Genomic DNA, 19,074 nt, shown 5'->3' on the forward strand with positions numbered 1-19,074 from the left:
CATGGCGTGGATCTACAATGCGGCCATGCCTGCCACGCCCACCCTCGATGACCTGCGCCGCTTCGCTGTGGCGCGCACCCTGTTCGCACCCACCACGCTGATGGCGGCGATCCGGCGGCTCGGCTTCGTACAGGCCGACCCGATCCGCGCCCCGGCGCGTGCGCAGGACCTGACCCTGCGACACCGGGTGAAGGACTACCGCGCGGGAGATCTGGAGCGGCGCTACGCGCGCCTGCCGGTGGAAGAAGACTGCCTGGTCAACTACGGTTTCCTGCCGCGTGAGCATCTGGCGCTGATGCATCCGCGCGTGTCCCGGCGCGTGTGGGATGCGCAGACCCGGCGCCGTGCAGCCGATGTGCTGGCCTTTGTACGCGAACGCGGCAGTGTGCACCCGCGTGAAGTCGATCAGGCCTTCGCGCATGGCCGGGTGACCAACTACTGGGGTGGCACCAGCAATGCCAGCACCCAGTTGCTTGACGGCATGCATTACCGCGGACTGTTGCGCGTGCAGCGCCGCGACAGTGGCACGCGCATCTACACGTTGGCCGAACACGCCGAGGCCGATGCCAGCGAGGCTGCGCAGATCGAGCGCGCGGCGGCGCTGGTCAACCTGGTGGTGCGCAAGTACGCGCCGCTGCCGTCGGCCAGCCTGACCTATCTGGTGCGCCTGCTGGGCTATGGCGCACCACACCTGGCCGAGCAGACCCGGCACGCGCTGAAACTGGCCAGGCAGCAACTTGCCAGTTGCACGCTGGACGGCACCACGTGGTACTGGCCGGCGGATGAGAATCCACGCTCCCGCCGCCACGCGCCGGACGAGCAGGTGCGCCTGCTGGCACCGTTCGATCCGGTGGTGTGGGATCGCCGCCGCTTCGAGCAGTTGTGGGGCTGGGTCTACCGGTTCGAGGCGTACACGCCTGCACCCAAGCGCCAGTACGGCTACTACGCCCTGCCGCTGTTGTGGCACGACCAGGTGGTGGGCTGGGCCAATCTCAGCGTGCGCGACGGCGAGCTGGCCTCGAGCGTGGGCTATGCCGGGCGATCGCTGGCGCGCGATCGGGTGTTTGGCCAGGCGTTGCAGGACGAGCTGGAGCGGATGCGCGTGTTCCTGGAGGCGGCCGGGCGCTAGCACCGGCGGCAGCGGAGGCGGCGTTCAGTGCCCGGAATCGGGCGCCTGCGCCGGACGCATCTGCTGGCGGATGCGGGCGCGTGTCCGGTACAGCTGGGTATCTGCGCGATGGATGGTCTCGGCCAAAGCCTCGCCCGGGCGGTGCTCGGCGCTGCCCATCGAGAACGGCGTGGGTGCGGCCGCGGCATGCTGCCGGTACCAGCCTTCCAGCGCGGCCAGGCGCGCGGGCGGGGCATCCAGCACGACCAGGAACTCATCGCCGCCCAGCCGCACCACGACTTCGCGTTCGGCCAGCGGCCGGCGCAGGAAGGTGGCGAACTCCACCAGCACCGCGTCGCCGCGCCGATGCCCCTGCAGATCGTTGATCTGCTTGAAATGGTCCAGGTCGAACAGCAGGCAGGCCCAGTTCGCGTCAACCAGGGCATCGAGCCGATGCAGGTAGCGGCGGTTGTGGCAGTGGGTCAGCGGGTCGCGCTGGGACAGCTCGCGCAGGATGCGCTCCTGTTGGCGCAGCGCAGTGACGTCCTGCGCATGCCCCAGCACATAGGGCGGATCGGCCTCTTCGTCGAGCACATTGTGGTAGGCCCAGTAGCGGCGATGGCCATCGGCGCCGATCAGCTCGATCACGCCCGAATCGGTGTGCGCCGCGGCGATGCGTGCCAGGTAGGCGTCGAACGCGTCGCGGCGATCTGCGGGCATCAGCGCGCCGAGGCTGCGCCCGACCATCTGGCTCTCCTCGAAACCCAGCGACTGCACGGCCGCCGGGTTCACCGAGGTCAGCGTGCCGTCCAGGGTATGCGTGCAGATCAGGCCCAGGCTGTAATGGAACAGGCGCCGATAGCGTGTTTCGCTGGCTTCCAGCGCATCCAGCACGGCGCGCTCGTCGGTGATGTCCTGGATCGCGCCGACCAGACGTGTGTGGCCATCGACCTGCTGCCGCCCACCCACCACGCGCACCCAGATGTCGCGATGGTCGGCAGTGGTCATCGGCACCTGTATTTCCCAGGGTGTGCCTTCGTCGATGCAGCGTTGCACCGCGCTCTGCATGATGCTGCGGCTGTCGGCGCGATAGAACGACAGTGCTGATTCCAGTGTCGGCTGGTAATTGCCGCGGACGCCGTGGATATGCTTGGTTTCGCGGGTCCAGCGCACCTCGTTGCTGTGCAGGTCCAGCTCCCAGCCCCCCACGCGCGCGGCGCGGTTGGTGCGCTCGAGGAAATCCTCGCTGCGCTTGAGTTCGCGATGCAGTGCCTTGGCCTGGCCGACCTGTGCCAGCAGTGCGCTGCGCTGTTCCAGCACCTGGGTGGTGACCCGCGCCAGGTGCACCATCAGTTCGCGCTGCGAGGGTGACAGCACGCCGGGCATCGGGTCGAGCAGGCACAGGGTGCCGATGCGGGCGCCGTAGGCCGAGCCGAGCGCGATGCCGACGTAGTGGCGGATGCGCGGGCCGCCGGTGACCAGCGGATTGCTGGAGAAGCGGGGGTCCTGGCGCGTATCGGCGACTTCGAACAGGGTGTCCTGCTCGATGGCATGGGTACAGAACGAGATGTCGCGCGAGGTCTCGCTGACACCTTCCAGGCCGATGTTGGCCTTGAACCACTGGCGCTGCTCGGCGACCACCGAGATCAGCCCCATGGTCATTCCGGTGGCGGAACGGGCCGCTGCGACGATGGCGTCGAACACCGGCTCCGGCGGCGTATCCAGAAGGCTCAGTCGGTCGATTTCAAGCAGTCGGTCGGCTTCGTCCATGGTGCGTGACAGGGCAGGGGCGTGGGCGGGAGGCTGCGACGGCACCGGCGATGCTAGCGCCGCCGGAGTTATCTAGTGCCAAGCACGGGTGATGCCAGTGTGAGGCGAGGGCGGTCTTTGGTCCGCGCGCATCGCCTCGATCAGAAGCCGATCACCACATCGTTGAGCGGCAGCTGCTGCCGGCGTGGCTGCGGCGACGGGCTGTTCCAGGCTGGCCCTTGCCCGAACAGCTGCGCCTCCGATTCCGGACCGAAGTACTGGAAGCGATCGAAGACATAGGGAATCCCCTCCGAGCCCTCGAAGTGCACGCTGTTGCTCAGCTGGAAATGCAGGTGCGGAGCCGCCGAGTTACCCGATTGGCCGAGTTCGGCCAGGGCCTGCCCGCGCTGCACCGTCTGCCCGGGCCTGACCTTGATGCTGCCCTTGCGCAGATGGGCATAGCTGGCGAACACGCCGGGCGCGATTTCCAGCACCACGTAGTTGCCGAACAGGCCGGCTTCGGTAAGCGATGTGGGCTCCGGCTGCGCGGTGAGCGGTGCATGCTCCGGTTCGCCATCGCGGGCATCGCGCACCACGCCGTGGGCCACCGCGATGACCGGTGCCGCATAGCCGACCCAGTCCTGGTGGCGCGTGTGTTGCAGGCGCTCGGGAGCGGCATGCACCGCACGGCCCTGTGCGTCCACCCCCACCAGATCGAGCGCGAACCGCTGGGGGATGGTCAGCGCACCGTTCACCGCCACCAGGCTGCCCCAGTGATGCGACTGCGCCGCCCCGGGGCCTTCGTGCGCGAGCCAGCGCCCTTCCTTCAGCGGAGGGCCCAGCTGCGGCGGTGACTGCGCAGCGACGGTCACCGCAGCGCCGTCGAGGGAAACGGTGGCGCCCTTGTCCGTGGTGAAATCGATGTGGTGGCTGAGAACGTGCGGAAGCGGTGCATCGGCTGGCAGGCTCAGCCAGATGAACAGGGTGAGGCGCTTGCCGGCAGCGATCGACAACGGTGCGCCTTCTGCGGCGGCCGGACGCGCCCATGCTGACAATGCCGCAGCATCCAGCTGCAGCAACGGCGATGCCGAGGTGTCTGCACGCACCTCCAGTCCCTGCGGTGCCAGCGCGCCGGTATCCCCGTAGAAGTTGCTGATGTGCAGTTCATAGGCCAGGTGGCGCGCGCCGTCGCTGCCATTGAAGGGCGAGGGGGCGAACGGTACGCGCGCCTCAACCGGGGCAAGCGCCGGCGCCGCGGAGGCCGCGCCGGCGCCAGACAGGGCGGGCAGCAGCAGGGCGGCATGCAGTGCGCAGGCAATGCCGGCCGGAAACAGATGCAGCCTGCGCAACATGTCAGCGCCCCGTCGGGTTCAGATACAGGCGCGCCCCGTCCGATTCGCGGGCGCCGGACCAGCGCCCCCCACCGGAGGCACGGAATCGGCCCAGCACGGTGTTGTTGGTATCGGTCAGCAGCAGCTGGTTGCCCGACAGCAGCCAGCGGTTGGCCGAGAAGAAGCCGTCCGGGCAGCCGGCGGGCACGTAGGCGCTGTAGCCGCCAAACCACTCGTTGTTCTTCAGTTCGATGGTGCAGCTGCTGCCGTTTTCCTGGCCCAGCGTCCAGCGGCCGAACAGATCGCCGTCGCGTACATCGGGTTCATTGCGGCGGTGCTCATGCCCCCAGTCGTCACTCCGGTCGTGGAAACCGACCTCGACATCCATGCCGCTGCTTTCGCTGCGTGACTCGGTATGTGAGCTGCCCTGTGTGGTGGTCTGGGTGGTCATCGCACCACTGTTGCCGGCGGCGGAGACGTCAGCGCTCTGGGTCTGGGTGCTGCTGGTCTGTGTAGTCTGGTCGGTGCGGGTGGTCTGTTGGCCGACGCCGAACGAGGCGTCCTGGGCCAGGGCGGGCAGGGCCAGACAGCACAGTGCGGACAGGCAGGTACGGGCAAGCACGGCAGCCATCGCAGGATCCTCGGGCGGGAGTCCGGGCGAGTATCCGACCGGCGGGGCGGGAGAGCGCGTGATGGTACATCGCTGCGTTCCGAGCCACCGTGGTCGCCGCTCTCAATCGGCCATCACCCGGCCGATGGCATCGGCCAGCAGGGCACGCACCCTGGTTGGCGGTAGGTCCGGATCGCGCACTGCGCGCATCGCCAGGCCCTCCACCAGCACACGCAGCAGCAGGGTGCGGCCAGCGATCCGTTCCTCGTCGATGGACTTGCCCAGGCGCTGGTCGCCGATGCACCGCAGGCCGTCGCGCCCCAGGCTACTGCCGCCAACGTGAAGCCCGTGGCCGCCGACGATGATGACCCACTTCCCCGATTTACTCGGCGAGGTCGATGTGCAGTGGCTGGGCCACAGCCAAGCGCAGTCCAGGCAGGTATTGCAGGGCATCGCCGCACAACAGGATGGCGCGGTGCTGTTCCATTGCATGGCCGGCAAGGACCGCACCGGCATCATTGCCGGCCTGCTGCTGGACCTGGCCGGCGTGCCGAAGGCAGGTGCCGGACAGTGCCGGCACCTGCCGTACGCCATCATGGCTGCTGCGGTGCCACAAGAATGGACGCATCCAGCACCGGGAATGTCTGCGGCGCCTGGCCGGACGACGCAACCAGACGGATCTCCAGCGTCCTCGCCCCGCCAGCGGCGGCGTTGAGTGCCTGTAGTGCCCCCAGTTTCTGCGGCAACGGCACCGCAAACGTGGTGGGATGACTGTGGTCCATGCCGGGCATGCTTGGGCCAAAGAACGATACGGTGCCCGCGTAGTAGGGGCTGTCGGCCGCTACCGAGGTGGTGCCTGCGGGCGCGTTGATCAGCACGTCGAACTCGCGGGTGTTGTTCAACCCGCGTGGTCGTTCCAGCGTCACCTCGGCGATCAGCTGACGTGGCCCTGCCGATGCCAGGTGCGCGCGCACCGCTTCATCGGGGATGGCCACGCGCACCGCGCCGTCGGAACGCGTGCCGCGCACCAGCCGCACCGCACCGGCGGCGGCCGGTTGCGCGGCGGTCTTCAGCAGGTCGTTGCGGCCCGGGTAGACGTAGTCGTAGTCGAAGGCCGTGGTGGAGAAGAACGCACTGGCCGGACGCTCGCCGACGAAGCCACCCTGCGCGTTGACGAAGAAGCGGAACGGCTCGTTCATGAACTGGCGCCGCTGCTCGACGTCCACCGGCATGATCGGCTTGCCTCGCTGGTACTGCAGCTGCGTCCACACATCCCACAGGCGGTCCATGTTGGCGTGGTGCAGGTAGAAGATCGGATCCAGCGGCGACAGGAAGTTGGTCATGTTGCCGTACGGGCCGGGATCGACCGCGCCAACACCGCCGATGCAGTTGTGCACCTTGTTGTGCGGGAAGCCTTCGAGCACCGAGAATTTCGTGGCGCCATCCGGTTGCACCACGTGTGAGGCCGTGCGCGAACTGGTGAAGCTGCGGCTGACATCGGCGTTGTAGAACTCCACCGGCGACAGCCCGGCATGGATGGTGTCGGGTGAAACCGCCGAGCGCGTCTTGTCGTCGAAGCCGGGGTTTTCCCGCCACAGATAGCGCGCGCCGCAGGTGATCGCGTAGGCCGCGTTGCCGGAGATGCCGGTCTTCTCGGTGGCGCTGTAGCCGGTCACATCGTTCCAGACATCGTCTGCGGTGAGATAGCCGCGCAGCTTGAGTTGTCCGCGCTGCCCGGCATCGAGCGAATCCCAGTAACGCTGCAGCGCCGGCCGCATGAAGCGGGTGAACACCGCCAGGTTGCGCGTGTAGGGGGCGTAGGCGCTGTCAGTAGGCGACAGCACCCCATCGAACATCGCCGGCGGAATGCGCGGCAGCTCGGTCCAGTCCCAGTAGGGCATCGCGAACTGCGGATCACCACTGAGCGTGCGGATGGTCTGCTCGAAGTAGCCCACATAGCCACGGTGCCAGACGTAGAACCACCAGTTGCCGTGCGGGCAGTCCATCAGGTGCACGAAGGCATTGCGGAACCAGTTGCGCGGATCATTCGCCGGCAGTTTCAGCATGGCCTCGATGCCGCGCGCGTAGCTTTTCAGCATGCCCTGGCCTTCGGGGCTGGTGACGCTGTAGCGGTGGTAGCGAGCCTGCACGGCCTTGTCGGCCGGCGCGGCGCCGCTAGCCCAGGCCCCGGGTGCGATCAGTGACGCCAGTGACGCACTGGCGGTGCTGGCAAGAAAATCACGACGTGTGTAGCGCATGGCCTTCCCCCTGGTGATTGGTTGAACCGCGTTGGGTTACAAATCACTGGCAGGGCCGGCGGCAGCAGGGCGGCCGGCCCGACGGGGCCATCCAGCCCCGCCGCTTCCACCGGCTGGCGCAGTGATGGCCGGGGTGGAAGCGGCGGTAGTATAGGCATGTGCCTTCGCGACGATCTGCGAAGCAAGCCACAGACAGCGGCGCGCGCACCACGCCGCGGCTGAAGCTGTTCACCGTCGTCGTCGGGGCGTCTTCGACCTCAGCCAGGCATGGCCTGGCTCTACGGCTCCGGTTTCACGCGGACCACGCGCCGTCGATACTCGTACACGTTGTCGCCGTCGATGCGCGTGGCTTCAGTGCCCCGCACCTGGCCCACCTTCTGGTTGGAGCCGGTGACCGGTTTCGCCTTGACCTCGGTCTCGTGCTCGAAGGCGTGCGATTTGTCGGTATTGCGGTAGTAGCGATACAGCGCCCAGTACAGCGCGGTTGCGCCGGCCGGGCCTGCCGCCAACAGCCAGAGGCCACTGTCGTCGCTCATGAGGTTGCCATCAGGATTGCAATTGCGAGGGTTTCGATGACGGTGCCGGCGGCCAGTGCCGCCAGCAGCATCTTCCATTGCTGCACCGGCACGCTGCCCATGGTTTCGCCGGTGCGGCCGTTCACTGCGATGTAGTGCAGCATGCCGCCATTGCGGCCAGGCTGGTGGTAGGAGTAAAGCCAGACCGGCAGGTACATCGATACCCAGCGGGTGCCGTGGACTTCCAGCTGCTCCTGCTCCCAGCGCACGCCGCGGTTGTAGCCGCGTACCGATGCTTCCACCTGCGAGCGCGCGATCGACAGCAGCTGGTCCTCCAGCCGCGGACGCAGTTTCTCCACGTCCACGTTGCGCTTCTCCGAGGTGAAACCGGCCAGGTAGGAGGCGTTCCACTTCACCGCGTTCTTGGTGTCGAACGGCAGGATGGTGTTGATGATGTTGTTGGTGTTGGCGCTGACATCCAGGTTGCCGCGCTCGGCCGAAGATTCCATCTGCAGATCGTCGACGGTGAAATCGACCTGGCGCTCGATCTGGTAGACATCGGCGTCATACACGGTGCGCTTGTTCTTGTCGTTGCCCACTTCGTAGCGGCGGGTCTGGATCTCGCCCTTGCCGGCCACCGCTGCGCTGACATTGCTGTCGACAATCATGTAGGGCAGGTACACGCCCACCACGTTTTCCGGGGTGAACTGCTGCTTGAAGGCCTTCAGCGCGAACAGCCGGCGCTTGTCCACGAACTGGCGGATGCGCGCGACCGCATCGTCCTTGCTGATATGGAAGGGCAGCACGGCATCGGGCACGGCGCCGTTGGCGATCTGCTCGTTGACGCCGAACACATGCCGGCACCAATGGCAGCGTGCGGTCATGGTGCTTTCGGTGTTGACCGTCACCTCGGCACCACAGCCGGTGCACTTGAAGGTCATCAGCGCTGAGGTGTCGGCATCGATGTCACGCGCACCGGAGGCGATGACGGTGCCGCGCAGCTGGTCGATGTCCTCGCCCAGCCCGAATGCCTCTTCCACCCGCTCGCCCTGCCATTGGTGACGGCAGTACAGGCAGATGAGGATGTCGGTGCCGGGCTTGGGCCGGATGTCGGTGGCGCCGCACTTGGGACAGCGGTTGAGGCCGTCCTTCAGTTCGCGGGCCGAGGTATCGATGGCCAGCGGGTCGGGCGCTTCCACTTCATCGCGGATCGCCTGTGGCAGTTTCGAGGTATCCAGCGGAAAGCTGCCGGGCAGGGGAGGTACGTCCTGCGGCGAACCCGGGCCATCGAGCGACGCCGCCGGCAGCGGCGGCGGTGTCGCAGGCGCGGATCCGGGCAGCGGCGGTGGGCCGTTTCGGGAATCGGACATGGTCGTCGTGCGTCCTGCCGGTTACAGGCCCAGTGCCTTGGCCTTCAGCGCGTCGTAGTCGCTCTGGGTGATCAGGCCCAGATCCAGCATCTCCTTGGCCTTCTTCAGCTTGGCCACTGGGTCATCGGCGGCCGGCGTCACCGGCTGCTGCATGCCGCCCACGCCGAACATGCCCGAGGCCATGCCGACGCCCACCAGGCCCGCCGCGCCACCGTTCTCGCCGGCCGACTGGATGCCCTGGGCTACGCTGGCCTGCAGGTTGGAATTGCCGCGCGAACCGGACAGCGCATCGGCGCGCTGCACGGTCTTCAGCAGTTCGCGGGTGTTGGCGTCGTACTCGATGGAGACGATCGCGGTCTTGACGATGGCCAGGCCGCGGTCGGACTTCCACTGGTAGCCCTGTTCCACCGCGGCCGACAGGCTCTGCGCGAAGCCCAGCGAATCCTGCTGCAGCTTGGTGATGCGGTTGCCCTTGCCGGGATCGTTGGTATACAGGCTGAACGCCGGCGCCAGTGAACCGACCACTTCATTGAACAGCTGGCTGGCCGCCGCATTGTCCAGGTCGGTGAAGTCGAACACCTGGCCCGGCCGCAGGTAGCTGGCCGGTACGAAGTTCTTCACGAACAGGATCGGGTCAACGATCTTCAGCGTGTACGAACCGCGCGTGACCGCGCCGACCTGGGTGTTGAGGAAACCGTCGTCCCAATAGATTTCCGACTGGGTGCCGAAGCGGTTGTCCGGTAGTTCCTTCAGCGACACGAAATAGGCGGCCTGCTGCGAGCCCGGCTGGCCACCGAACTTGAAGCGTTCCCAGCTCTGCTTGATGAAGGTGCTGACCAGGCCGTCACCGGCGAAGATCGACTGCGAATTCAGATCGTCCGAGCGCCACTCGTAGCCGCCGGGTTCGGCAACGAACGCGGTAATGGCACCGTCCTGGAACAGCAGCAGGCCATAGCCCTCCGGCACGATGATCTTCGAGCCGTTGCTGATGATGTTGGACGAGCCGCTGGTGTTGGAGCCCCGGCCGCCATTGGTACCCTGGGCCACCGCGGCGAACAGTGCGGCGGTGGACGGCAGCCCCGTCGGCACGGTGTAGAAGTCCTTCCACTGGTCGGCCAGCACGCCGCCGACTGCACCCTTCACTGCCTGCACCAGACCCATGATCCGCTCCCTGAGATTCGTGGGCAGGCACCATGCCTGCCAAGCTGGACCGAATATAGCAGCGGGCGCCGACCGCTGTGGTGCCGGAAGATGAACCCGGAGCAGCGCGGGTCAGTGCCGGTCGGTGCCGGCCCGTCCGGCACGGACGGCCAGCAGTACGGCGGCCATGTCCAACCTACCCAGACCCATCTGCTGGGCACGGGCGAACAGCGCGTCGCTGTCCTCGATCAGTGCGGCGTGCATGCCGGCCTCGCGCGCCGCACCGGCCACCAGTCCGCTGTTCTTCAGAACGTCGGTGATCGATGCCTGCACCTGGAAATCGTCGCGGATCATCTTGTCCAGCTTGATCCGCGACACGTCGCTGGCCATCGGGCCGGCATTGAGCACCTCGGCGAAGCGCTCCAGCGCGATGCCGTGCTTTTCGGCGAAGTGCACTGCCTCGGCCAGCCCGGTGACCAGCGTGATGAGGTACAGGTTCACCGCCAGCTTCATGCGCAGCGCCGACGGAACCGGGCCGCAGGCGACGCATTGCCGGCCCAGTGGCGCCAGCAGGGCTGTGGCCTGCTCAATATCGGTCGGTGCCCCGGCCAGAAGGATGACCAGCTGTGCGGCCTCGGCCTGCACGCGCGATCCGGACACCGGCGCCTCCACGTAGCGCCCGCCCGCACCGCGCACCTGTTCGCACAAGGCCTGTGAAAACGCGGCGGAACTGGTGCCCATGTTGATCAGCAGGCGGCCCTGCACGCGTTCGCGGAAGGCCGCGCCGTGGCGGTCCAGCACGCTGCCGATGGCCTCGTCATGGGCCAGCATCAGGATCAGGGTGTCGCACGCCGCGAACACCTCGTCGAGCGATGCGCACACCCCGATGCCCGCCGCCTGCGCAGCAGGATAGGTACGCCCGGAGCGCGACCAGCCCAGCACGGCGGTGCCTGAGCGCGCCAGGTGACCCGCCATCGGCGTTCCCATCACGCCCAGGCCGATGAATCCAACAGGCATGACAGACTCCGGATCATGGCAGGGCGCCCATCATGCCGCAGAACGGTCCTGCCTGGCTCAGGCGCCAGCGCGCAGGATCAGCGCGTAACCCACCAGCAGCAGTACGCACAACGGCAGCGTGACGAACGAAGCGATCAGCCAGCGCAGTGCCTTGCGCGAGGCCACGGTGGCGGCACCGATCTGGCCGGCGGCCAGCAGTGACGAGGTGCGGTTGGCGTAGACCGTGGCGACGATGCCGAACGGCCAGAAGCCACCGAAGATGCTCAGGATGGCCCACATCAGGTAGTTCTTCGGGGCCGTGGTGGTGCCGGTGGTACGTTCCATGCAGTGAATCTCCGTGATTGGGGCGCGGATTATGTACGGCGCGTACGGCGCTGGGAACGGGCTGAACGCTGAGCAATGGCCAGTCATCACTGGCAGGCGCCAAAGCAACGTCTCGGCCTGCCATTGGTGCCTCCACTACGAGAGGCGCCACGCCGGTTCTGAATATTCACGTGATTATCATCACGATTTTCCTGAAACTCACTTTCGATAATCGGGAGCAGCGACGCCGGCCAGGGTGTTGCAGGTATCCCGATCCGTCCGACGTCCGCATCGTCGAGCTACCGACGGCAACTCCCTGGGGGCATGGGGGCGGACAGCGTGAACGTTGATCTGCGTATGCAACGGCTGGCGCGGGGTGCGGCGACGGCATCGCAGCATCACGCAATGAGGCCAGAACGCTACGCATTGCGCGATCGGCTGGTGCAACGGCACCGGGTCGCCATTCGAAAGGGGAGTTTCAATGCACAGGCAAGTCAGTGAGATGTTGCAGCGCGCCTATCGGCCACACCGGTCCCTGCCCGATCTGCTGGGCGCGTTCGTGAAGGAGTTTTCGCAGCATCAGGCCCTGCGCGGTGGGCGCGTGCACCTGCGTGGCACCGGCACCGGCAGCGCGGAGGACGCCGCGACTGCAGCGCCGCCGCAGGCACCCGGTGACAGCCAACGCGTGCCGATCCGCTACGGGGGGGAGGTGCTGGGTGAGCTGCAGCTGGAGGGAGAGCCCGGCCGCCTGGACAGCCGGGCGCTGGCGCTGGGCGAGCTGTTCGCGCACCGTTGTGCGCATCTGATCAAGCGCTACGAAGCGCAGGCCTGGGCCGAGCAGGCCCTGAGCCGGCCGCTGCTGCTGGTCGGTGCCTGTGACGCGCTGAAGCGGATGGAGGAGTTTGTCGAGCGCGCAGCCGCCAGTCGTCTGCCGGTATTGCTGCGCGGTGAGTTCGGCACCGAGAAGATGGAGCTGGCCGCGGCACTGCACAGCGGCGGGCCGAGACGGCGCGGGCCGTTCGTGGAGATCAACTGTGCGCACGCCCAGGGTGAGCCGGCCGACTGGTTCGGTCGTGCCGGCGGCGGCACCCTGTACCTGCATGAAGTGGATGAGCTGCCTGCCGCTTTGCAGGGCCAGCTTTCGCACAGCATCCGCGGCATGCAGGCGGCAACGGTCGACGCCGACCCGGTGCACGCCATCCGGGTCATCGCTTCCACCAGCGCCGACCTGGAACAGCGCGTGCGCGAGCGGCAGTTCTCGCGTGCGCTGCTGGCCGGCCTGGAATTCCTCACCGTGGACATTCCGCCGCTGCGCGAGCGCACCGAAGACATCGGTGCCCTGGTGGCGCGCTCGCTGCAGATGCATGGGTTCAACCCGCAGGTCATCGGTGGTGACGTGCTGGAAACCCTGCGCAGCCACCACTGGCCCGGCAACCTGCTGGAAATGGAACGGGTGGTGGTGCGGCTGGCGGTGATGACCGGTGGACGCAGCATCCATCGCGAGGACGTGCTGCGCCACGCGCCGGGGCTGGTGGCCAGCGCCGATGCAGCGCCTCCAGTGCCGGTATTGGCGGCGATCGACCCGCCTGCGGCCGAGGCCACCCGGCAGGACGACGCGGTGGCCGCGCCGGCCTCGGCACATGAAGGGCTGCATGATGGCCTGAAACGGGCGCTGGCCTATCTGAAGGACCATGCCGCCGAGCCGGTGACGCTGGGTGACCTGGCCCGCCAGGCGCATGTGAGCCAGTCGCACCTGGGGTTCCTGTTCCGCAGCGAACTGGGCACCACCTTCAAGCTGCTGCTGCAGCAACTGCGCATCGAACATGCCAAGCAGCTGCTGCGCGGCGGCCAGCGCCTGCGCATCACCGATGTCGCCCTGCAGGTCGGCTTCGGTGACCTGAGCCACTTCGAGAAGAGCTTCCGCCGGGTGGTCGGGGTGAGCCCGCGCAGCTACCGCCGCACGCCGGAGCAATGAAAAAGCCCGGCGCAGGCGCAAGCCTGGCCGGGCCGAGTCACCGCCGCAGCGGGCGCTACCTGGCGTTCGCTTCGGTTGCCCGGCGGACCGCTTCTTCGGCCGCCTCGTCGGCACGCCGCGCCGCTTCGCTGGCGGCCTCGACCGCCTGATGTGAGACCGCCATCGCCGCGCGGATGCCGGCCTCGCTGGCGGCCATGGCCGCGTCGGCCATCTCCTGCGCGATCTGCATCGGTGTCTTGCCACCCGGGTTGTCCGGGGTGGGCGGTGAGGGCAGCGGGGTCGGGAAGGTCATCGCAGGAACTCCTTCTGGGGCTGGGGATGGGGCGCCGTCGCGGTGGCCGCCCAGGATGTGGCGCAATGCCGCCTGGGCATCGGCCAGGATCTGTTGCGCCTGTTGCCGCGCCGCAAGCCGGCCAGCGGCCACGGCCACACCGGCGGCGCTGGCCAGAGCGGCGGTGGCGGCCGGAACGCCGTCTTCGGGCGCGGCAGGCTGGTCCGGGCTCACACTGCGCCCGCCTCGAAGCCCTGCTCGGCTTCATCGTGGGTGAAATGACGGATACGCCGATAGTCCTGCAGGGTAATGACGTTGTCCTCCACCTGCACGCGCGCCTGTTCCTTGGAACCATCGATCGCGAACAGCAGGCTTGCCCCATCCTGGCCAAGCTGGCCACGGGCAACCGGATGTTCATTGAGGAAGACCTGCGCGCTGCGCAGCTGCCGTCGTGTGGCCTCGCGCAGGCGTTCACCGTCCGGCGGCAGACCCGAACCATCGTTGAGGAACAGGGCGACCTGTTGCGCCGCCAGCGAGATGCGCGCGTAGCCGATCTGGCGGTTCGCGGCCAGGGTCTCGGCAATCGCCGCGCGCACCTGGTCCGGCGACGGCAGGCTGGGCAGCTGCGGACCATCCAGGTAACCGAACAACATCGGCAACAGCGTCTGCAGCGCATGCGTAGCGCGTTCCATGCGCAGTTCGCTGCTGCTGCCGGTCGGGTGCACGCGCTGGTAGAAGCGATAGTAGTCGGCAAATTCGATTGGCCTGCGTGCATGCAGCAGGGCGAACCGCGCTGCCTCGGCCTGGGCCTCGGTCGCCTGGCCCGCGCTGCGCTGCTCAGCGGCCAGCTGGTACAACGCCAGCGACTCACGGAAATCGAGCTGGCGCAGCAGCGGCGCATCGCCGGCGTCGACGGCCACGAGGAACGGGCGGAAGGCCTCCAGCTGCGTGTTGCTCAGCAGACCGTGGCGGGTCAGTACCGCGTGAGTCTCGTTGACGAGCGGGCTGCTGGACGGGCCCATTTCAAGCTGGCGCAGCACATCCAGTTCGTCGTTCCCCAGGCTGAGCAGCTTGATGGGGCTGACCTGCAGGCCAGCCTGCGGCAACCACGTCATGCGCGAACCATGCAGGCCCTGCTGTACGCCGTCCAGCATCGCGCCTTCGTCGGCGAACATGTAGCGGTGCTCGTGGGAATCGATCGCCCATTGCAGCCAGTAGTGGCCGCCGTCGATGAAGTGCAGCACGCGCCGGGTGCGTGGACCGAGCTGGCCGAGGTGAGGAATGGAACGACCGTCAATGAAAACGCTCATGCGTGGCTCTCCTTGCGGCCCTATGCGGCCGGAAAATCCTTGAGGACGGTCGCAGCCGCACTGCCGACCCGTGTGAAGTCGTCGGTAGCCCCTTGCATCATGGTCTGCGCCTGGGTCAGTACCCTCGCATACTTTTCGTCTCCCGTCGCCAGGTACTGGGCCATGGCCACACCGGCGGCGGTGGTGGCGATGGTGGAGACGTTGCGAAGCGCATCGGCGGCATCCTGGACGGCGATCGCCGCCGACTGCGCGACCGACTGGTAGGCCTTGCCGGCACCGCTGGTCTTGACCACGGTGCTGGCCATGGTGGCCGTCTGCACCTGGTTGATCACATCGATGACCTGGGCGTTGACGTTGCTCGGGTCCATACAGGCTCCTTGAGGGGCGGTGGGCGGCCGGACGCATCCGGCGCGGCGTCACGCGGCGGGATCAGTGCCGTCGCTCGCCGGGGTGGAAGGGGAGTCGGGCGCGGGGTCCTGGGCGGGACCCGCTGCCGGATCCGGACCGGGCGTGGAGTCGGGCGCAGGGCCGGGCGCGGGCGCCGCGCCTTCGCCTGCAAGCTGTTCAAGCGTGTGCAGGCTGGCGGTGGCGGCCGCAGCGTCGGCGGTGGCACCGTGGGTCTGTGCCTGCAGGACGCTGATGGCGGTCTTTCCTTCTGCGGTGGCCGCGGCGATTACCGCCGTCGGCGAGGGTGGGGCCGGCACCGGGCCGGGCAGCGGGATCACGTTCGGTGGCGGTGGCGGTGCCGGCGCGGGCGGGGGCGGCGGTACCGGCCACGGCGCGTTGATCATCTTCGCGCAGGCGGCGGTCACCGCCGCCGAGCTGACCATGCCGGCGCCCTGCTGGCGCGCGACCGCGTTGTGCATGGCCGTGCCCAGGGTCTCCAGCATCACCATGTCCAGCATGCCGAAGGCCTGCGCCGGCGCCTGGCCGACCAGCAACGTGGCGGCGGCGCTGACGCTGTCGACGATCTGGCTGTTGACCGTGTTGTCACTGCTCATGATGGAACGGCTCCCTTCTGGATGATCAGGGCCAGGACCTGGGCCAGGCTCGCGCCGGCGGTCACCTGGCCACGTTGTTGGTTTGCCACCGCGTTCTGCATCGCCAGGCCGATGCTGTCGGCCATCGCCAGGTAGGTGGCGGACATCGCAAACGACGGGGCAAGGCCGATCGCCAGCGCGGACCCACTGCTGGTGGCATCCAGCAGGTAGCCGATGGCAGGCGGCGCGGCCATCAATCAGGGGCCCGGCGTGACGCCACCCGGGGCGGGGGCGCGGTGGGCGACGTCACGCCGGGCCAACACGTCAGCGCAGGCCCAGGATTTCGCGGGTGGCCACGCCATTGGAGGCGGTGTCGATCGCATACAGCGTGGACACCCCCTGGGTGGTCGACGCCTGCATGGTCACGTAGGACTGCTGCTGGTTGTTGGTGGCGTTGTGGGCGGCGTTGGACAGCGCCTGGCTGGTGGCCACGAACAGGTTGCCCATTGCGATCGCCGGCGCATCACCGAGAACCTTGGTGTTGACCTGCGAGACCGAGTCGGTGATCTGGCTGTTGACGGCGGTGGGAAATGCCATGGTGAAAACTCCTTGGATGGACTGCACTACAGGAACGGAGATCGACGACATTCAGCTGGATCAGCCGAGGATCTTCCGGGTTGCGGCGCCGGTGGCGCCGGTATCGACGGCATAGAGCAGGGCCACGCCCATCGTGGTGGCCGCCTGGGCGGTGACATACATCTGCTGCTGGGCCAGCGTCGCGTTGTGGGCGGCATTGGCCAGGGCCTGGGCGGTGGCCTGGTACAAGGTGCCCATCGCCGTGGCCGGTGCCACGCCCAGCACCTGCAGGTTGGCCTGGGTGACCGAATCGGTGACCTGGTCGTTGACGGCCGTGGGAAACGCCATGGATCAGCTCCTTGCCTGCCGGCGCGTTACGCGCCGAGGATCTGCTTGGTGGCCACGCCGGTGGTGGCCGTGTCGATCGAGTACAGCGTGGCCACGCCCATGGTGGTGGCTGCCTGCGCGGTCACATAGGACTGCTGCTGCGCGTTGGTCGCGTTGTGGGCGGCATTGGCCAGCGCCTGCGCGGTGGCCTGGTAGAGATTGCCCATCGCCACGGCGGGGGCGTCACCCAGCACCTTGGTGTTGGCCTGGGTGACCGAATCGGTGATCTGGTCGTTGACAGCGGTCGGGAATGCCATGTCTTGCTCCTTTGGGTTGGCGGGTCAGCGGCGGGACGACGGATCAGGAACCCAGCCCGCGCACGCGGGTGCTGAGGATTTCCTTGCTGGCCACGGCGGTGGTGGCGGTATCGATCGAGTACAGCGTGGCCACGCCCATGGTGGTCGCCGACTGCGCGGTCACGTAGGACTGCTGCTGCGCGTTGGTGGCGTTGTGGGCGGCGTTGGCCAGCGCCTGTGCGGTGGCCTGGTAGAGATTGCCCACTGCCACGGCGGGCGCATCGCCCAACACCTTGGTGTTGGCCTGGGTGACCGAGTCGGTGATCTGGTCGTTTACCGCGGTTGGAAATGCCATGTGCTGCTCCTGCGGAAAGTGGAAGTGCGGGGTAGTCACGGTGCCTTGGGGGGAACTGCCTGTGCTTCACCGTGGGCCCAGCGTAGGAAATGACGACGCCGCCGGATTGGCGGAATCGACGAAGAATGCGGGGCGATCCCCGTGAAGGCGCGGCCGGGATGCGGCGGATCTGCTGATCGGCACCGTCGATGCCGCGGGGCAGGGGGCCGTGCGCCCCCTGCCGGTGCAGCGCAGGGGCTGCTAGAGCATGTACGGGATCTTGAACGCCAGGGTGAAGTCGGGTGCATCCGGCGTCAGGCCGATGCCCAGCAGCGTCACCAGGGTGGTGTGCTGGTTCAGCGCATAGGTCACGCCCAGGTTCAGCGACGCGGCGTTGGCGTCGCTGCCGATCACCTTCACCCACTGGCCGCCCTCGAAGCGGGTCGAGGCGCGGGCGCTGATGCGGTCGCTGAAGGACAGGCTGAGGCTGGTGCGCTCGTTGAAGGCGAAGGCCACGCCCGCGCCGAAGTACACCGATCCGCCCAGCTTCACTTCACCGGGATTGACCGTATCGGGGTTGCTGTCGATATCGTCGAAACTGCGCGCGAACGAGTGCACGTAACCCACATTGGCGAACAGGATGGCCGGATCGGCGGTCTTCACCATCGACAGGCCCAGGTTGGCCTGCCAGACGCCGTTGCCGGTGGGTTGCTCGCGTGGCACCGCGAAGCGGATGTAGTCATCGTCGTCGCGTTCGATCACTTTCCAGTCCAGGCCATACGGTGCGCGCCCGGTGGGGGCGGTCACCCCTGCGGTGAGCACGGTTTCCGGGCGCCAGCCACGCTCCCCGAACAACCGGTAGTTCGCACTCAGGCCGATGTCACCCAGGCCATTGCCGTTGGTCTCTTCCTGGGCGATCGCCGCCGCCGCGCCACCGGCACCGCCTTTCTGGTAGACAGTGCGCCGCGCCAGGTACGGCACGTCCAGGTTCAACGTCAGGTTCGGGCTGACGCCCCAGCGCGCCGCCAGGTTGTAGGTGAGCGAATCGGACTCCACGTTCTCGATGGCGATGTTGCCCAGGAAGATCGCATCCAGCGCCAGGAAGCCGTTGAGGGTGAGCTGCTTGCGATCGTAGCGCGCGTAGGTAAGGCTGTTTTCGACAGTGAAGCGGCGCGAGAACAGCGCCGATTGCTGCTGCTTCACATCATCCACGCTGCGTCGCGACTCCTGCTTGGCCTGCTGTGCCTCGGCAGCAGTGCTGGCATAGCCTTCACTGCTGGGAGGAACGGCGGCGGCCGCAGCCTGTGCCAGCGGCGCCGCAGGAGCGGCGGCGTCCGGGCCGGCCCGGCCCGCCAGGCGGGCCTGCATCGCCTGTACCTGCATGTCCAGCTCGCGCAGCCGTCGCACTTCCTGGGCGTAGTTGCTCTTCAGCTGCTCCAGCTGGTTGGCCAGTGCCTGCACGTCGGCGCCATCGTCGGCGCCAGCGCCGGCCATGGGCGGCGCGGCAAGCGCGGTGCCTGCCAGCGCCGCCAGCGCCAGCGGGGTGATCCTCGGTAGGGTGTGCATGTTCGTGCCCTGCGTTGTGACTCGCTTCCCCCAATGCC

At 67.7% G+C, this 19,074-nt stretch carries 22 protein-coding genes and 1 pseudogene; 3 read left to right on the forward strand and 20 right to left on the reverse strand.

Annotation, left to right across the window (positions count from 1 at the left end; genetic code table 11):
* Position 1: 1 nt before the first annotated feature.
* Positions 2 to 1,129 carry a DNA glycosylase AlkZ-like family protein gene (locus LZ605_RS04110; protein ID WP_249843921.1) on the forward strand — a complete coding sequence of 376 codons (1,128 nt, stop codon included), beginning with the start codon at positions 2 to 4 and terminating at the stop codon, positions 1,127 to 1,129.
* A gap of 24 nt (positions 1,130 to 1,153) precedes the next feature.
* Here LZ605_RS04110 and LZ605_RS04115 read toward each other — a convergent pair whose 3' ends face one another.
* The 4 genes from LZ605_RS04115 to LZ605_RS04130 all read right to left on the reverse strand — a co-directional run bounded on the left by LZ605_RS04115 (position 1,154) and on the right by LZ605_RS04130 (position 5,251).
* Positions 1,154 to 2,878 carry a sensor domain-containing diguanylate cyclase gene (locus tag LZ605_RS04115; RefSeq protein ID WP_249843922.1) on the reverse strand — a complete coding sequence of 575 codons (1,725 nt, stop codon included), beginning with the start codon at positions 2,876 to 2,878 and terminating at the stop codon, positions 1,154 to 1,156.
* A 140-nt stretch (positions 2,879 to 3,018) separates the two neighbouring features.
* Positions 3,019 to 4,209 (reverse strand): M23 family metallopeptidase, encoded by a 1,191-nt coding sequence (locus LZ605_RS04120; protein WP_249843923.1) that lies wholly within the window; start codon positions 4,207 to 4,209, stop codon positions 3,019 to 3,021.
* Between the two features lies 1 nt (position 4,210).
* Positions 4,211 to 4,819, reverse strand: coding sequence for an AprI/Inh family metalloprotease inhibitor (locus tag LZ605_RS04125; RefSeq protein WP_249843924.1), 609 nt, complete (start codon positions 4,817 to 4,819; stop codon positions 4,211 to 4,213).
* 102 nt (positions 4,820 to 4,921) lie between these two features.
* Positions 4,922 to 5,251 carry a hypothetical protein gene (locus LZ605_RS04130; RefSeq protein WP_249843925.1) on the reverse strand — a complete coding sequence of 110 codons (330 nt, stop codon included), beginning with the start codon at positions 5,249 to 5,251 and terminating at the stop codon, positions 4,922 to 4,924.
* Between LZ605_RS04130 and LZ605_RS04135 the strand changes: the two are divergent.
* Positions 5,241 to 5,294, forward strand: a pseudogene (locus LZ605_RS04135) (hypothetical protein); the annotation flags it as partial. The gene LZ605_RS04130 and the pseudogene LZ605_RS04135 sit on opposite strands and share 11 nt — an antisense overlap.
* A 97-nt stretch (positions 5,295 to 5,391) precedes the next feature.
* On the opposite strand, the gene LZ605_RS04140 reads toward LZ605_RS04135, so the two are convergent.
* The 6 genes from LZ605_RS04140 to LZ605_RS04165 all read right to left on the reverse strand — a co-directional run bounded on the left by LZ605_RS04140 (position 5,392) and on the right by LZ605_RS04165 (position 11,422).
* Complete coding sequence (locus LZ605_RS04140) at positions 5,392 to 7,056, reverse strand: tyrosinase family protein (protein ID WP_249843926.1); 1,665 nt, start codon at positions 7,054 to 7,056, stop codon at positions 5,392 to 5,394.
* A 278-nt stretch (positions 7,057 to 7,334) separates the two neighbouring features.
* The gene (locus LZ605_RS04145; RefSeq protein WP_249843927.1) at positions 7,335 to 7,592 is read right to left on the reverse strand and encodes a hypothetical protein; all 258 of its coding nucleotides are present in this window, start codon (positions 7,590 to 7,592) and stop codon (positions 7,335 to 7,337) included.
* Entirely contained in the window at positions 7,589 to 8,941 is a 1,353-nt protein-coding gene (locus LZ605_RS04150) for a TFIIB-type zinc ribbon-containing protein (RefSeq protein WP_249843928.1), read from the reverse strand. Before LZ605_RS04150 ends, LZ605_RS04145 begins: the two co-directional genes overlap by 4 nt.
* A gap of 21 nt (positions 8,942 to 8,962) precedes the next feature.
* Positions 8,963 to 10,102: an SPFH domain-containing protein gene (locus LZ605_RS04155; protein ID WP_249843929.1), complete on the reverse strand. Its 1,140-nt coding sequence runs from the start codon at positions 10,100 to 10,102 to the stop codon at positions 8,963 to 8,965.
* Between the two features lie 111 nt (positions 10,103 to 10,213).
* Entirely contained in the window at positions 10,214 to 11,098 is an 885-nt protein-coding gene (locus tag LZ605_RS04160) for an NAD(P)-dependent oxidoreductase (protein WP_249843930.1), read from the reverse strand.
* 57 nt (positions 11,099 to 11,155) lie between these two features.
* Complete coding sequence (locus LZ605_RS04165; RefSeq protein WP_249843931.1) at positions 11,156 to 11,422, reverse strand: CD225/dispanin family protein; 267 nt, start codon at positions 11,420 to 11,422, stop codon at positions 11,156 to 11,158.
* 460 nt (positions 11,423 to 11,882) lie between these two features.
* Between LZ605_RS04165 and LZ605_RS04170 the strand changes: the two genes are divergently transcribed.
* Entirely contained in the window at positions 11,883 to 13,376 is a 1,494-nt protein-coding gene (locus LZ605_RS04170; protein WP_249843932.1) for a helix-turn-helix domain-containing protein, read from the forward strand.
* A gap of 55 nt (positions 13,377 to 13,431) precedes the next feature.
* Here the strand turns inward: LZ605_RS04170 and LZ605_RS04175 are convergent, their stop codons facing one another.
* From LZ605_RS04175 to LZ605_RS04220, 10 genes are all read right to left on the reverse strand, one after another.
* Complete coding sequence (locus LZ605_RS04175; protein ID WP_249843933.1) at positions 13,432 to 13,881, reverse strand: hypothetical protein; 450 nt, start codon at positions 13,879 to 13,881, stop codon at positions 13,432 to 13,434.
* Positions 13,878 to 14,957 carry a hypothetical protein gene (locus tag LZ605_RS04180; RefSeq protein WP_249843934.1) on the reverse strand — a complete coding sequence of 360 codons (1,080 nt, stop codon included), beginning with the start codon at positions 14,955 to 14,957 and terminating at the stop codon, positions 13,878 to 13,880. The genes LZ605_RS04175 and LZ605_RS04180 overlap by 4 nt, the downstream gene beginning before the upstream one ends.
* Before the next feature lie 20 nt (positions 14,958 to 14,977).
* The gene (locus LZ605_RS04185) at positions 14,978 to 15,325 is read right to left on the reverse strand and encodes a hypothetical protein (RefSeq protein ID WP_107230628.1); all 348 of its coding nucleotides are present in this window, start codon (positions 15,323 to 15,325) and stop codon (positions 14,978 to 14,980) included.
* 48 nt (positions 15,326 to 15,373) lie between these two features.
* The gene (locus LZ605_RS04190; protein WP_249843935.1) at positions 15,374 to 15,958 is read right to left on the reverse strand and encodes a RebB family R body protein; all 585 of its coding nucleotides are present in this window, start codon (positions 15,956 to 15,958) and stop codon (positions 15,374 to 15,376) included.
* Positions 15,955 to 16,191, reverse strand: a complete 237-nt coding sequence (locus LZ605_RS04195) for a RebB family R body protein (protein WP_107230626.1) — start codon at positions 16,189 to 16,191, stop codon at positions 15,955 to 15,957. Before LZ605_RS04195 ends, LZ605_RS04190 begins: the two co-directional genes overlap by 4 nt.
* 70 nt (positions 16,192 to 16,261) lie before the next feature.
* The gene (locus tag LZ605_RS04200; protein WP_005416651.1) at positions 16,262 to 16,534 is read right to left on the reverse strand and encodes a RebB family R body protein; all 273 of its coding nucleotides are present in this window, start codon (positions 16,532 to 16,534) and stop codon (positions 16,262 to 16,264) included.
* Between the two features lie 60 nt (positions 16,535 to 16,594).
* Positions 16,595 to 16,861 carry a RebB family R body protein gene (locus LZ605_RS04205; protein ID WP_107230625.1) on the reverse strand — a complete coding sequence of 89 codons (267 nt, stop codon included), beginning with the start codon at positions 16,859 to 16,861 and terminating at the stop codon, positions 16,595 to 16,597.
* A gap of 26 nt (positions 16,862 to 16,887) precedes the next feature.
* Complete coding sequence (locus LZ605_RS04210; protein WP_005416649.1) at positions 16,888 to 17,157, reverse strand: RebB family R body protein; 270 nt, start codon at positions 17,155 to 17,157, stop codon at positions 16,888 to 16,890.
* Positions 17,158 to 17,200: 43 nt separating this feature from the next.
* Positions 17,201 to 17,491 carry a RebB family R body protein gene (locus LZ605_RS04215; RefSeq protein ID WP_005416648.1) on the reverse strand — a complete coding sequence of 97 codons (291 nt, stop codon included), beginning with the start codon at positions 17,489 to 17,491 and terminating at the stop codon, positions 17,201 to 17,203.
* A 240-nt stretch (positions 17,492 to 17,731) separates the two neighbouring features.
* Positions 17,732 to 19,036, reverse strand: a complete 1,305-nt coding sequence (locus tag LZ605_RS04220) for a transporter (RefSeq protein WP_249843936.1) — start codon at positions 19,034 to 19,036, stop codon at positions 17,732 to 17,734.
* Between the last annotated feature and the right edge of the window lie 38 nt (positions 19,037 to 19,074).

It is taken from the genome of Stenotrophomonas maltophilia, assembly GCF_023518235.1.
GTDB lineage: Bacteria > Pseudomonadota > Gammaproteobacteria > Xanthomonadales > Xanthomonadaceae > Stenotrophomonas.

What these genes read in the sequence shown, in the direction of transcription:
- LZ605_RS04195 (WP_107230626.1), bottom strand. Translation starts at nt 16,191, where the DNA reads ATGGCCGCGCCGCCTGCCATCGGCTACCTGCTGGATGCCACCAGCAGT.
- LZ605_RS04140 (WP_249843926.1), bottom strand. Translation starts at nt 7,056, where the DNA reads ATGCGCTACACACGTCGTGATTTTCTTGCCAGCACCGCCAGTGCGTCA.
- LZ605_RS04210 (WP_005416649.1), bottom strand. Translation starts at nt 17,157, where the DNA reads ATGGCATTCCCGACCGCTGTCAACGACCAGATCACCGATTCGGTCACC.
- LZ605_RS04155 (WP_249843929.1), bottom strand. Translation starts at nt 10,102, where the DNA reads ATGGGTCTGGTGCAGGCAGTGAAGGGTGCAGTCGGCGGCGTGCTGGCC.
- LZ605_RS04170 (WP_249843932.1), top strand. Translation starts at nt 11,883, where the DNA reads ATGCACAGGCAAGTCAGTGAGATGTTGCAGCGCGCCTATCGGCCACAC.
- LZ605_RS04160 (WP_249843930.1), bottom strand. Translation starts at nt 11,098, where the DNA reads ATGCCTGTTGGATTCATCGGCCTGGGCGTGATGGGAACGCCGATGGCG.
- LZ605_RS04165 (WP_249843931.1), bottom strand. Translation starts at nt 11,422, where the DNA reads ATGGAACGTACCACCGGCACCACCACGGCCCCGAAGAACTACCTGATG.
- LZ605_RS04150 (WP_249843928.1), bottom strand. Translation starts at nt 8,941, where the DNA reads ATGTCCGATTCCCGAAACGGCCCACCGCCGCTGCCCGGATCCGCGCCT.
- LZ605_RS04110 (WP_249843921.1), top strand. Translation starts at nt 2, where the DNA reads ATGGCGTGGATCTACAATGCGGCCATGCCTGCCACGCCCACCCTCGAT.
- LZ605_RS04145 (WP_249843927.1), bottom strand. Translation starts at nt 7,592, where the DNA reads ATGAGCGACGACAGTGGCCTCTGGCTGTTGGCGGCAGGCCCGGCCGGC.
- LZ605_RS04215 (WP_005416648.1), bottom strand. Translation starts at nt 17,491, where the DNA reads ATGGCATTTCCAACCGCGGTAAACGACCAGATCACCGACTCGGTCACC.
- LZ605_RS04200 (WP_005416651.1), bottom strand. Translation starts at nt 16,534, where the DNA reads ATGGCATTTCCCACCGCCGTCAACAGCCAGATCACCGACTCGGTCTCG.
- LZ605_RS04190 (WP_249843935.1), bottom strand. Translation starts at nt 15,958, where the DNA reads ATGAGCAGTGACAACACGGTCAACAGCCAGATCGTCGACAGCGTCAGC.
- LZ605_RS04130 (WP_249843925.1), bottom strand. Translation starts at nt 5,251, where the DNA reads ATGCCCTGCAATACCTGCCTGGACTGCGCTTGGCTGTGGCCCAGCCAC.
- LZ605_RS04185 (WP_107230628.1), bottom strand. Translation starts at nt 15,325, where the DNA reads ATGGACCCGAGCAACGTCAACGCCCAGGTCATCGATGTGATCAACCAG.
- LZ605_RS04180 (WP_249843934.1), bottom strand. Translation starts at nt 14,957, where the DNA reads ATGAGCGTTTTCATTGACGGTCGTTCCATTCCTCACCTCGGCCAGCTC.
- LZ605_RS04115 (WP_249843922.1), bottom strand. Translation starts at nt 2,878, where the DNA reads ATGGACGAAGCCGACCGACTGCTTGAAATCGACCGACTGAGCCTTCTG.
- LZ605_RS04120 (WP_249843923.1), bottom strand. Translation starts at nt 4,209, where the DNA reads ATGTTGCGCAGGCTGCATCTGTTTCCGGCCGGCATTGCCTGCGCACTG.
- LZ605_RS04125 (WP_249843924.1), bottom strand. Translation starts at nt 4,819, where the DNA reads ATGGCTGCCGTGCTTGCCCGTACCTGCCTGTCCGCACTGTGCTGTCTG.
- LZ605_RS04220 (WP_249843936.1), bottom strand. Translation starts at nt 19,036, where the DNA reads ATGCACACCCTACCGAGGATCACCCCGCTGGCGCTGGCGGCGCTGGCA.
- LZ605_RS04205 (WP_107230625.1), bottom strand. Translation starts at nt 16,861, where the DNA reads ATGGCGTTTCCCACGGCCGTCAACGACCAGGTCACCGATTCGGTCACC.